We start from the raw sequence: 12,118 nt of genomic DNA, 5'->3' as shown, positions 1-12,118 counted from the left end.
TTTTATGACGTTAAAACTTACCCCTTATATCACTTTGGAGGGACGGGTAAAGGAAGCCATTCAGTTTTATGAACAAGCCATAGATGCAGAAGTCCTCTCCATAATGACTTACGGTGAAATGCCGGACATGCCTACTACGTTCACTGACGATCTGAGCAGTCTTGTGGCGCATGCTAAGTTAAAGGTCGGTGTGACAGAGCTGATGTTATCGGATACCCCAGGCGGTTCGACTATTGAAAGCGGGAAACGGGTGACCATTTGCATTACCACGAACGAAGTAGAACAATCCAAACGGATTTATGAGGCTTTGCGGCAGGAAGGGCAAGTCAATATGCCGTTTAGAGAAGAACCCTTTAGCCCTGGATTTGGTGATGTAACGGATAAATTCGGCGTGACCTTTCAAATTTATACGGAGCTTGAACAATAATTACAGACAAAGAGTTGCCCAGAACGTTTGGGCGGCTCTTTTTTATTGCTGGCAGAAAGTTGAACCCATTTGAAGAGATGGTATATTTGATGGGTACACGCTATATGATGTCACAGTTTCAAGTGGAGATTAGGAGGGGTACATGATGTTAGAAAAATTCGGTATCGAGCTTTTAATGGATTCAGAACGGGATCCTGAAAAAGCTGTAGTTATATTAATGTGCGGAATAGCGGGTTCCGGGAAAACGACCTTTTCACAAAAATTGGAGGAGTATGGCTATAAGCGTCTTTCGATTGATGAGGAGGTATGGTCAGCCAACGGACGGTATGGAATAGATTATCCCGTTGAAAAGTATAGGGATTATTTAAATGAAGCACACCAAAGATTACATAATAAGATCGTGCAGTTCATTCTAGATAAAAAGCACGTTGTGGTTGACTCAAGTTTCTGGAGCAGATCGGAAAGAAATGAATATAAGCAGATTATTGAAAATGCGGGTGGGGAATGGAAACTCATATATTTGAAGGTGCATCCTGATGAATTGCGGAAGCGCCTTAAGATTCGCAGCCAGCGTTTTGATGCAAATGCTGCCTTTACGATTACAGAGGAGTTGTTAACAACCTTTCTTAACGGGTTTGAAGAGCCAAGTGGTGAAGGAGAAATTGTTATAGAAAATTAGTAGGCTGGATTTTGTGGAAACTCGAAGCTCACAATTTTTAAGCTTCACTAAAGGTTCGGGCCTCATACTGAGTAAAAAGCAGATATGGGGAGTTGAAATGAAGATGAAAAAAATCAACTATGTCAAATTTGCGCTTGATATTATCATGAGCGTATTGTTTGTCTTGTTTTTCAACAAAAACGTGCTAGGCGGGTTAGCGTTTCATGAAATAGCAGGCCTCTTTTTTGCCGGTGCGTACATCACTCATATTCTTCTGAATTGGGGTTGGGTGAAGCGGGTCACTCTAAAAATGTTTAACCGCAGTTTATCCTGGAGGGTACGCGGCAGTTATGCGCTGAATTTCCTGCTGCTGGTTTCTATGACGTTCATTATTGTCAGCGGGATCCTAATTTCTCATGTGGTCTTTCCAAATATAAATGTAGGTAATGAGAATTGGTTTAAAATGACCCATATCTCGGTATCTTTCCTGGTGCTGGCATTGATCGGGATTCATGTCGGGCTGCATTGGCAGTGGGTCGTGAACATGTGTAAGAAAATAACCAGCATTAAGAAGGGCCGGGCCTGGATGCGGTATGTTGCTCAAGGCTTGACGGTGATCATCCTGCTATTTGGTTTAAACCAAATCAATCAGACATCCTACGTCTCTCATCTAAAAAGCTCGGTTTCGGCTTTCGGCGCGAGCACACAGCAAACAGGCTTGGGGGGTAAGGAGGCTTTCGGAGGCGGAGAGCGGGGCGGACTGAGAGAAGGAAGGCCTTCCGGCGGTGAAGGTCATTCTGGATTCAACCGGGGGGAAAAGGGAGGAAACGTGAACTTCGTCAACGTCATTTTGACGTATACCGGCATCATGGCCGTGTTCGTCATTGCAGCCTATTATCTGAAGAAATGGAGCTTATACCGTAAGAAGAAAATAGTTACGACCCCGAATTGAGGGGAAGTATGAATGGACAGCTTCCATAAAAGTTATCAATACATGAGGAGATGCCCAAAAGGTATCTCTTTTGTTATGAAATAACCGAAATATTTATGATGAACAATGCGTTAAGTCAACACCGGAACTATTTCAATGACTACCATTACTAGTATTAAATAACTAATTCTGTTTGTGAAATTTCGAACAATATTCCTTTATCTTTCGTAATGTAAGATGAAAGGGCAGGCGGGGAGGGAAGAATGATTAGCGACAGACAGCTTATAGAAGGTTATAAATCCGGGAAGCAAGAAGATTTTGAACTTTTGATAAACAGATATAAAGATGATTTATATCGGTTTTGCTGTCATCTTTCCTTGGATAGGCAAGAGGCAGAAGACTTATTCCAGGAGGTATGGGTGCGTATATTCCGTAAGCTGGAAATGTATGATCCGGAGCGGCCTTTTAAAGCTTGGCTGTTTCAGGTGACCATCAATTTGCATAGGGATCGATACCGGAAATTGAAAAGGCTGCGCGAACGTCTGACGTTTGCTCGGAGCTCTGAACATAGCAGATTCACGGAAATTAGTGATTCCGCACCTTTAACGGAGGAATATCTACTGAGAAAAGAGCAGGATCTGTACTTGGAACAATGTCTGCGCAATCTGCCTAAACGTTATCTGGCCCCGTTGATTCTGTATTACTATGAAGAATTCAGCTATGAGAGCATTGGAGAGATCCTTGGTATTCCACTGGGAACCGTAAAGTCTAGATTAAACCAAGGAAAAAAATTACTTAAGGCAACAATGGAGGAACTGGGATAATGTATGAACCAACGGAAAAAGAGAAGCAATTACAGGAATATTTCAGCACTCCAATAGCAGCTCCACCTTATTTAGTCCCCCATACACTTAGGAAAATTAGAGAAGGCCATCATATCGGCGTTCTGATCGGCGCAGTTGCAATGAATTTGATTATAGTTCTGATATTTGCGGTTTTTTTATTAGCCGGTCCGCTGCTCTTGTTCTTGAAAGTTGTAATATTAATGGTGTTTTTCCTGTTTCAGGCCATTGCAGTAGCGATATTGCTTTACAATTTCCTTGGAAGCACTTTGGAGCCTTCAGCGCACTAGAATAAGCGGAAATCTCAATTTCAGAAAGGAGAACTATGAATAACCGAATGAGACTTGAAAAGTTTATTTTCTGGGCGTTTACGGCAATTGTAGTATTGGGATTTGGTGCTCTTTCCTTCGCAATGGCTCCTTATATGGATGATGCATTCGAGGACGATTCTGTATGGGTCTTTGTGATAGTGGGATTGGTGGTGCTTTTTATTGCTTTAAATGCGCTAATTGCTGTGTTCATCTACAAAGACGCTTCAAAGAGAAATATGAATGCCTGGCTGTGGATGTTAGCCGTCATTTATATTCCGAATTTTATCGGACTTCTAATCTATTTGTTCGCCCGCCGGCAGCATCACTCTCTCTCGGAAACGGAACCGAGGAATAAACCGATACAATGTCCTCACTGCGGAAAGTTAATCCATTCTTAAGGGGTGTCAAAAGAGATGAAGAGGAAATGGGTGTTTTCGGGGATTTTAGTCCTTGTGATTGTAACGATGCTGGCTGCTTGCGATAAGAGGTTGATGTTTGTGGGTTCGAGCTCCAGCACTAAAAATAAGATTGCTGCTTCCTATAAGCTGTTTACTGGTACGGATGAGAAGAAGATTAGCCTGAAGAAGGGCGATACGCTTGCTGTTGACTATCAGTCCGAGGTTAAAAAAGGGGAACTGACAATAAATTTTTACGATCCCGATAATCAGCTGGTCCAGAGCATAAGTACTAACGAGTCAGGAAATGAGAAGATTGAAGTAAACAAGGACGGAAAGTACAGGTTTAAAATTAATGGTAAGCATACCCAGGGCAGTTACAAAATAACGTACAAAATTGAATAGTTCTGCGTAGAGACACCGGGCGGCTGCTTTCTCTTACCAAAAGTTACAGAAGAAAGCAGCCTTGGAGCTTATCATTAGTACCAATGAAATTCCCTGCTTTACAGGCTACATGGTCGTCTTCACTTTGATTAATAACTTCATGAAGGTCTCGCTTTCTTCCTCAGTAAGGCCCCGGGTGATGCTGTTCTCTACTTCCATGAATATTTCGTCGAATTCTTCGACGAGATCGGCCCCTTTTTGCAACAGGTATATTCTTTTTTGCCGCTCGTTCTCTTTGGGAATCTCCCGTTTAATGTACCCCTTTTTCTCTAAACCTTGCAGCATACTGGTAATACTAGCCCCTGTACGGTTAAAGTGATCAGCCAGATCCTTTTGGATCACGCCTTTGTCCTGATTTTCAAAAATGTAGCCCATCATCTGCCCTTGTTGAGTGTTAAGTCCCAGCTCCGATAATCTGGCATTGGCCATGCCTCTGATCTTCATCCCGATGTCCCGGATGGTATCGGAATAAGGGGTGTGCAAAGCTTGTTTCGTCATCCTGTGCCTGACTCCTTTGGGATAGGTTAAAACCTAATGATAAGATCATCTTAATTTTCGGAAGCTAAAATGTCAAAGGCAAACTGTTAGAATACAATTAATCTTTATATTGACAGTTAGAATTCAAATTGTTATATTCCAATCATAAATTACATTTGATTCTAGGAGGCTAAAACAATGATTACCGCAATCACCAATGTGCGTGTATTTGACGGAGAGAAAGTGATCAGACCCACTTCGGTTCTGATTGAAGGCGAACAAATTCTATCGGTAGGCGGAGAAATACCGGAGCATGCGGATATTATCGACGCAGAAGGAGGGACTTTACTGCCCGGTCTGATGGATGCTCACGTTCACACCTCCGTAGAGGGCCTGCGGGATGCACTCAAATTCGGAGTGACAACTGAACTGGAAATGATGGGCGGGTTCACCCAAAGCGGCCGCGAAGCACAATTGAAAGGGATCGAGGATATTGCCGATGTACGGTCTGCCGGAATGGCGGTCACACCTCCAGGCGGGCATCCCGATGAACTCATGCCGGGGGATGGCGAAATCCCGGATTTTGTACTGAAGGAACTGGAGAAGATGAGCGAGGAAGACCGTAGCGCCATGCTGGCCGCCCATGCGCATGCTCATGATCATGGAGAGGCACCCACGGTAACCAACCGGGAAGAAGCACTGGCATTCGTAAACGAACAAGTAAGAGAAGGAGCCGACTATATCAAGATTATGATTGAAGAAGGGACAGTATTAGCGGCTTCTGGACTGCCTGTCCTAAGTCAGGATATTCTGAGAGCCGCTGTAGAGGAAGCGCACCGGCATCACAAGATTGCGATTGCCCATGTATTGACTGCCGAATCTGCCCGGCAAGCCATAGAAGTCGGGGTTGATGGACTTGCCCACTTATTCATTGACCGGCCGGAAACTACTCCGGATCTGGTGAGAATGATTGCAGAGGCCGGCGCTTTCGTTACACCATGCCTTGTCTTGAATTCCTCGATTATCGGTAACTCTGCATCGGAATTGGCGGGGGATCCGCGTGTGAGCTCCAAGCTCAGTCCGGAATGGATCGATACGCTGAATGCCAGCTTTAATACTTACCCTCAGGGCAGCATGGAAGATAACTACCGGAATGTAATGGACCTTCATCGCGCAGGCGTAGATATCCTGGTGGGCACGGATGTATCCGTTCCGGTTCCATCGCTGGGCGGACTTGCCCATGGAGCCAGTGTGCACCACGAGATGCAGCTATTAGTAGAAGCGGGATTCACACCCGTAGAAGCCCTTCAGTCAGCCACCTCGAAAATAGCCCGCCGTTTCAGCCTGACTGATCGCGGATATATCGTAGAGGGGGCGCGTGCGGATTTGGTCTTGGTTGACGGGGACCCGACAGCAAATATCTCGGACACGTTATCGATTCGTGGAGTATGGCAGCGCGGTATCCGGAGCAATTGATTATTTGCCTGGTCTTACTGGATCTATTTGCCACCAACCTTAAGGAGACTTTTATCACTGCCGCCATACTCACATCGCAAGTAATATGTTAGAATATCAGGAAGGCATTACACTTAACTTCATAATTCGCAAGCTATGATTGCTATGGATCACACTATAGCAGGAGCAGCTTCTGGAGAGACTGCGGGTAACCGCGGCGCCGAAGGGTTCACAATCTCAGGCAAAAGGACAGAAGAGTAAGGAATATGTATTTGTTATGCTGACAGCTGTCAGCGTGGCAGGTATTATTTCATATTCTTATGAACCGGGAGATTGGATGACATCCAATCTCTTTTTTTTTTATTTGCATCATTGCATTGTATTCATTAAGGGGGAACTGGGTATGGCACAAACAGAATTAAAGAGAGAGCTGGCCAATCGGCATGTTCAGCTGATTGCAATCGGCGGCACAATTGGTACGGGATTATTCTTAGGCTCGGGCAAGGCGATTCAGCAGGCAGGTCCGTCAATTATGATTACGTATTTAATCGTAGGGATTGCGGTGTTTTTTGTGATGAGAGCACTGGGTGAGCTCCTGTTGTCCAAAGCGGGTTATCAGTCGTTCACGGATATTGCCGGAGATTATCTCGGACCCCGGGCCGCATTCATCACCGGATGGACTTATTGGTTCTGTTGGATTATGACGGCTATGGCGGATGTCATCGCGGTTGGCGTATATGTCCAGTATTGGTTTGATATCCCGCAGTGGGTACCTGCTATCGTCTGCCTGATCATTTTATTAGGGCTTAACTTATTGACCGTCAAAAACTTCGGCGAACTCGAGTTTTGGTTTGCTCTAATCAAAGTCATCACGATCCTCGCCTTAATTGGCATTGGGGTTATTTTACTGGTAATGGGATTTAAGACGGATGCAGGCTCAGTAACGGTACGAAATCTCTGGGAACACGGGGGCGTATTCCCGAACGGTGTTAAAGGGTTCTTATTTTCCTTCCAAATGGTAGTCTTCGCTTATGTCGGTGTAGAGCTGGTGGGCGTATCGGCGGCGGAAACCTCCAATCCCGAGAAAAACATACCGTCGGCTATCAACAAAATTCCTCTGCGGATTCTATTTTTCTATGTGGGCGCGCTTTTTGTTCTGCTATGTATCAACCCGTGGACGGAGCTCAATGCGTCGGAAAGCCCTTTTGTGAAAACCTTTAGCTTAGTAGGGATTCCAATCGCCGCCGGTGTCATTAATTTCGTCGTATTAACCTCAGCTGCTTCCGCTTGCAACAGCGGGATGTTCTCAACAAGCCGGATTCTCTATAATTTAGGCAAGAACCGGCAAGCATCCGCTCATTTTTCCAAATTGAATAAGAATCACGTACCTGGAAACTCGCTGTTCATTTCAACGCTTGTTATTTCGGCAGGCGCTCTATTGAGCAAACTTATCCCGGAGCAGGCTTTTGGAATTGTGACCACGATCAGTGCCATTTGTTTTATATGGGTTTGGGGCGTCGTGCTTGTGTGCCATATCAAATATAAGAAGACCCGGCCGGAATTGCAGGCTGCATCCAAATTCAAAGCGCCTCTAACGCCGGCAATAAATTATGTGGTTCTGGCTTTGTTTGCTGCGATTCTCCTTATTATGCTGATTGCCGAAGAAACACGTCCGGCGTTATTGTTTACTCCGCTATGGTTTGTTCTCTTATATATCTTGTATCCAAGACCAAGCAAAAGGGTGAAGGAAAGCAGTATAGCGACGAATATCGAATAGATAGTAGATATAAAGGACACTCGCCAACCTGTTGGCGGGTGTCTTTTTGTGGTACGCCCAGGTGCAGGCCGCAAAGCGCGGGCTTCGGGGTATAATGCCGGATGCGCGGCAAGGTTTGCGTGTTATGCGGCAGAGATGGCGGCCCGGTTGCGGTGCAAAAAGCGCAATGGATTTGTGGGAAAGCGTATATGGGTTTTCGGTGTAGAATTGGAAAAAATAGATTATGATGAATACATCAAGAACAACACGAACTGATAAATACTAGTTGATAGATGAATTCATAGGAAGCCTAAACGGAGAAGGGGCCTGAGGACATGTACGGTAGACCGTTCGGACGCGGGATGACAATCGCTTACTTTCAGCAGCATACAGCCCGCTTGTTTATAGCAGGTGACAATCTGGATTGCCGGTATGCAAGAACATACTTGAAACAGAATGGCATCACAGCAACCCAATATATGCAGAACAACTTGTCCACCTTGTATGAAGCAGCGGAAGAGCTGGCAGCTATGGGTAATGAGAGAATTGCTCTGTACGTGACTGCAGCGAACTATCGGCTGTGCCGCAGCCTGACGGAAGCAGTAAAGGGAATGGACGAAGGTATCCGGATCGTATGGTTCGGCGATGGTCTTGGCATGAACGGCATCCGGCTTCCTGCCGGCACCGCTGCCGACGGACTGATTCTCTGGGAGCCGGAGCAGACACTGCTCCACCTGGCCAAAGCAGACGACGGCTGGGAAGAGGCGGTAGAGGGCTTCATTCCGGCAAGCCGGTTCACTGACTGGAGCGGCGCAGCCGGAAAGGCAGTATCTCAGCTGGATGGCGAGGGCAGCGCTGATACCCGACTGGACCGGCTGAACGGGATATGGGAAGAGGCTTTGAAGCAGCGCTGGCCGGTGATTTCTTCTATTAAATGCGCGGATAGAAACGGGTATGGGCATAACATCCGCACCCATTCCAAGGAACGTTTCAGCGAAGATCTGAATCTTGCGCTTCAGCAGCTAGGACCGGAAAGGCAGCTGTCCCTTGAAGGATTTCATTACTTGGCCGGGAAGAGGGGCAGAGCAGCAATCTGCGAGGCACTAGAAGCGTCCAGGCAGCTGACAGCAGGGTACAGCGCCGAGATACCGTTGGAATGGCTCCTGGAGCAGAGTGAATATACCCGGTTGCTGCAAGCGGGCATTATACAGATCATTATTAGAATTCCGCTAACAATGAATAAACTTCAGTATAATGAAGCCTTTCAATTAACAGAGATTCTGAAGAGAACATCTGCCGGGGTTAAGCTGGCTGCAGTGCTCATAGATGAAACGACGGATCTTCTGGAAGACGAAGCTGAGAATACAGCAGCTCTGTTGACCCATTGGGTGAATGAAGGCCTTCTGCAGGCCGGTGATGTGCAGCTTGATACCGCAGGGCTGGCACCGGATGAGCATAAGGTTCCTGTGCCGGAGTCCATAGCAGCATTCCTGCAGCGGAATCTTCGGCAAGAAGAGGAGCAGGCGCTGATTAACGGGTTCATGGCATACATGACCGGACAATATCCGCATCAGGTGCTGGGCAGCGGAGTTAAGCATATCGGTTATCCCGAAGGAGAATGGAATCAGGCAACGGTGCAGGGGCTGGCAGAGTATTCGGCAATCAACAGCGCCATTCTCTTCGAGTATAACCCGGTCAGAGTTCCTTCTTCTACGAATACGATATACGCCGGACCGGAGGGGGTATGGAAGCGGGAGAACGAAGCTTATCTGGAATGGGAGCGCCAGTCCGAGCAGAACTCCTACTACTTATCCAATGCACACCAGATTAACCGGCTGGGCGAATGTGAATATGAGCTGCAATTAAACGACTTTCTTCATATGGAACCGCTGGAGATCCGGCAGCTGCAATATTCCCGGGCTCAGGAAATGAACGTTGCGCCATCAGGCAGAGAACCCCGCTTTCAGTTGTTAAATCTGGAAAGTGCGGAAGACATGGACCGGTTTCTTGAAGACGTAGAGCTGTTCAGCAAGTCCGGCATGTTCCGGTACGCCTATGAAATACAGGCGGATCTTATGGAGAGCTGCCGCTGGTCGGGGGTACATTCGTGCACAGCCAGACAGCTGCCCCGGATCTTTATTGACGGCGATGACCGGATATCCCCCTGCCGGGGCTGCGCCGTCATCGGCCGGGTGGGAGATTCACTGGATCAGCTGTTAACCCAGGTGTCTGTGGTTTCAGAGGAGGAGCAGCTGCTCAGGGGCTGCCGGACCTGTGAGATTAAGGATTCCTGCTCCAAGTGCAGCTTCCTGCCCGAATATTTAAACCGTCAGCAGTACTGTGAGCTGCGCAAGAAGCACAAGCTGCTCCACCGCTATATGCAGATGGTGCAGGTATTTAAGGGCCTTAGTAAGTATGCCCGTTCACTTCAGAACATCGAAGTCCACGAGCTTCGCGTCTCTCTTCCGGCATGTACACATCTCTGGAAACAGCCGGAGCCGCATAGGCCTGTGAGCACAGCGGTGCTTGAGACGGTATTCCTCTTCTTCATTGGAGATCAGCCGATGCTGTTCCATGCGGGCAGCCAGAAGCTGATGAAGCTGAACGAGCCGATGGCGCTGATGCTGGAAGGATTGATGAGCGGTGCGGAGAGAACAGAGCTGGAGCAGGAACTGATGGCACGCTATCAGTTGGATGGTGAGTTTGCAGCCCGCCTGGTTACACAAGCGCTTGGCTTGTTCGCTAAGGAAGGCTGTCTGATGCAAGCAGCGAGGGCTGTATGAAAGGAGGGGGTACCCCTATGTTAACGACAACCCGGCAATACCCGATGGTGCATCCGCTTAAGGATGTCCGGCTCGGAGACGAGGTTACTTCACTTGCAGCAGGGGAAGGCATCTACGTGCAGGATACGAACGGTAAAATGTATATCGACGGGATCAGCGGACTGTGGAATGTATCCCTGGGTTACCGTCATCCCGGAATACGCCAAGCGATCATAGAGCAATTGGATGCGCTGCCCTATGTGAATCCCGTGGATTACAGCAATCCGGTTACCCTGCAGTTTGCCGAGAAGCTGCTGCAGCTAACACCGGATAATCTGACTAAGGTTGCCTTCACATGCACCGGTTCGGAATCCGTGGAGCTGGCGATCAAACTAATGCGCAAATACCACCAGCTGCGGCATCAGCCGCATAAGAACGTCATCACCGTTCTGGACAAATCGTACCACGGCAGTTATTACGGCTCCATGAGCGCCAGCGGGATCGATCAGGAGATTTCTGAGAGCTATGGTCCGAAGGTACCCGGCTTCCTGTTCCATCCGGTGCCTGTGTGCAGGCATTGTACACCGGGCACCATCGCCGGGGATTGTCTGAGCAGACAACTCGGTCAGCTGGAAGCATTATTTGCCCGGGAGGGGCATGTGATGGCCGGATTCATGCTGGAGCCGATCATCGGCTCAGGGGGGATTATTCCTATTCCTGAGGCTTATCTGTATAGGCTCAAGGAACTGTGCCTGGAGCACGATGTGCTGCTTGCCTTTGATGAAGTGGCTACGGGGATGGGGCGTACGGGCAAAATGTTTGCCTTCGAGCACAGCGGGGTTACCCCTGATATTCTCTGTCTCTCCAAGGGGATTAACAGCGGCTATTTACCGCTGGGGGCCACCCTGTTCAGTGAAGCGATACAGCAAGCCTTTGCGCTTGCAGGCTCCCACATTGAGCATCTCTCCACGCAGAACGGCAATCCCATCGCTTGCGCAGCCGGAATAGCTACGCTGGAAGCGCTGGAACAGCCGGGCATGCTGGAAGCGGTAAGTGCAAGAGGACAGCTGCTTCGTTCCGCTCTGGATCAGGCGCTGCAAGGCAACCCTCTATATCTGGAGGTAAGGGGAAAAGGCCTGATGATCGGCGTTGCGCTGCGGAGCAGGCATCGTGCAGAGGAGTGTCTGCCGCCAGAGGAGCTGGCGGATATTGCCGGCAAGCTGAAGCGCCGGGGGTTAATCGTATATCCTTTCCACACACCAGGGTTAACCTCCGGGTTCCATCTGTTCCCGCCCTTCATTATCAAGGAGGAGGAGGTGCTGGAGATCGTATCGATCGTCCGGAAGGTACTGGGAGGGAGGTGAGAATAATGCCCCACCACCGGCATGAGCCAATGGTTTGCTGGAAACTTGACACTTCGGATAACGGAACAGAATATACAGTTTTTCGATCTGCTCTATCCTTCAGAAACATTCGGCATTAAACTCTGAGCTTGACCTTGAGAGGAGGTGAGTATCATGCAAAAGAATCTTTCTCTGCAATTCGAAGAAATGGAAGCTGTAACAGCTCCGGACTGGAAGGACATCGCAATCGGTATTGGTATCGGTGTAGGTATCGGCGTAGCGCTGACTTAATCTGAAACGACCTGTTAGCTGACCTT

13 protein-coding genes and 1 riboswitch are annotated in these 12,118 nt (G+C 48.1%); of the genes, 12 read left to right on the top strand and 1 reads right to left on the bottom strand.

Annotation, left to right across the window (positions count from 1 at the left end; all coding sequences use genetic code 11):
* The first annotated feature begins 4 nt into the window (after window positions 1-4).
* From JRJ22_RS28600 to JRJ22_RS28570, 7 genes are all read left to right on the top strand, one after another.
* The gene (locus tag JRJ22_RS28600) at window positions 5-427 is read left to right on the top strand and encodes a VOC family protein (protein WP_206102552.1); all 423 of its coding nucleotides are present in this window, start codon (window positions 5-7) and stop codon (window positions 425-427) included.
* A gap of 145 nt (window positions 428-572) precedes the next feature.
* A complete protein-coding gene (locus JRJ22_RS28595) occupies window positions 573-1,106 on the top strand; it encodes a P-loop nucleotide/nucleoside kinase family protein (protein WP_206105351.1) in 534 nt (177 codons plus the stop codon).
* 97 nt (window positions 1,107-1,203) lie between these two features.
* The gene (locus JRJ22_RS28590; protein ID WP_232380992.1) at window positions 1,204-2,037 is read left to right on the top strand and encodes a DUF4405 domain-containing protein; all 834 of its coding nucleotides are present in this window, start codon (window positions 1,204-1,206) and stop codon (window positions 2,035-2,037) included.
* 242 nt (window positions 2,038-2,279) lie between these two features.
* The gene (locus JRJ22_RS28585) at window positions 2,280-2,840 is read left to right on the top strand and encodes an RNA polymerase sigma factor (RefSeq protein ID WP_206102551.1); all 561 of its coding nucleotides are present in this window, start codon (window positions 2,280-2,282) and stop codon (window positions 2,838-2,840) included.
* Complete coding sequence (locus JRJ22_RS28580) at window positions 2,840-3,148, top strand: hypothetical protein (RefSeq protein WP_206102550.1); 309 nt, start codon at window positions 2,840-2,842, stop codon at window positions 3,146-3,148. The genes JRJ22_RS28585 and JRJ22_RS28580 overlap by 1 nt, the downstream gene beginning before the upstream one ends.
* Window positions 3,149-3,195: 47 nt before the next feature.
* Complete coding sequence (locus tag JRJ22_RS28575) at window positions 3,196-3,567, top strand: PLDc N-terminal domain-containing protein (protein ID WP_206102549.1); 372 nt, start codon at window positions 3,196-3,198, stop codon at window positions 3,565-3,567.
* Window positions 3,568-3,582: 15 nt separating this feature from the next.
* A complete protein-coding gene (locus JRJ22_RS28570; protein ID WP_206102548.1) occupies window positions 3,583-3,969 on the top strand; it encodes a hypothetical protein in 387 nt (128 codons plus the stop codon).
* A 105-nt stretch (window positions 3,970-4,074) separates the two neighbouring features.
* Here JRJ22_RS28570 and JRJ22_RS28565 read toward each other — a convergent pair whose 3' ends face one another.
* Window positions 4,075-4,506 carry a MarR family winged helix-turn-helix transcriptional regulator gene (locus JRJ22_RS28565; RefSeq protein ID WP_206102547.1) on the bottom strand — a complete coding sequence of 144 codons (432 nt, stop codon included), beginning with the start codon at window positions 4,504-4,506 and terminating at the stop codon, window positions 4,075-4,077.
* A 177-nt stretch (window positions 4,507-4,683) separates the two neighbouring features.
* Here JRJ22_RS28565 and JRJ22_RS28560 point away from each other — a divergent pair, with 177 nt between their 5' ends.
* From JRJ22_RS28560 to JRJ22_RS29605, 5 genes are all read left to right on the top strand, one after another.
* On the top strand, window positions 4,684-5,961 hold the full coding sequence (locus tag JRJ22_RS28560; protein ID WP_206102546.1) for an amidohydrolase family protein: 1,278 nt from the start codon (window positions 4,684-4,686) through the stop codon (window positions 5,959-5,961).
* A 162-nt stretch (window positions 5,962-6,123) separates the two neighbouring features.
* A riboswitch (glycine riboswitch) is annotated at window positions 6,124-6,203 on the top strand.
* 140 nt (window positions 6,204-6,343) lie between these two features.
* Entirely contained in the window at window positions 6,344-7,717 is a 1,374-nt protein-coding gene (locus JRJ22_RS28555; RefSeq protein ID WP_206102545.1) for an amino acid permease, read from the top strand.
* A gap of 314 nt (window positions 7,718-8,031) precedes the next feature.
* Window positions 8,032-10,479 carry a hypothetical protein gene (locus tag JRJ22_RS28550; protein WP_206102544.1) on the top strand — a complete coding sequence of 816 codons (2,448 nt, stop codon included), beginning with the start codon at window positions 8,032-8,034 and terminating at the stop codon, window positions 10,477-10,479.
* A gap of 17 nt (window positions 10,480-10,496) precedes the next feature.
* Window positions 10,497-11,822, top strand: a complete 1,326-nt coding sequence (mpaD, locus tag JRJ22_RS28545; protein WP_206102543.1) for a daptide-type RiPP biosynthesis aminotransferase — start codon at window positions 10,497-10,499, stop codon at window positions 11,820-11,822.
* Between the two features lie 153 nt (window positions 11,823-11,975).
* On the top strand, window positions 11,976-12,092 hold the full coding sequence (locus JRJ22_RS29605) for a daptide-type RiPP (protein ID WP_332461358.1): 117 nt from the start codon (window positions 11,976-11,978) through the stop codon (window positions 12,090-12,092).
* Window positions 12,093-12,118 lie beyond the last annotated feature (26 nt).

The organism is Paenibacillus tianjinensis, assembly GCF_017086365.1.
In the GTDB taxonomy this organism is placed as follows: domain Bacteria; phylum Bacillota; class Bacilli; order Paenibacillales; family Paenibacillaceae; genus Paenibacillus_AQ; species Paenibacillus_AQ tianjinensis.
Note: the sequence above shows the minus strand (reverse complement) of the source record. Positions and strands in the feature narration are given on the sequence as shown.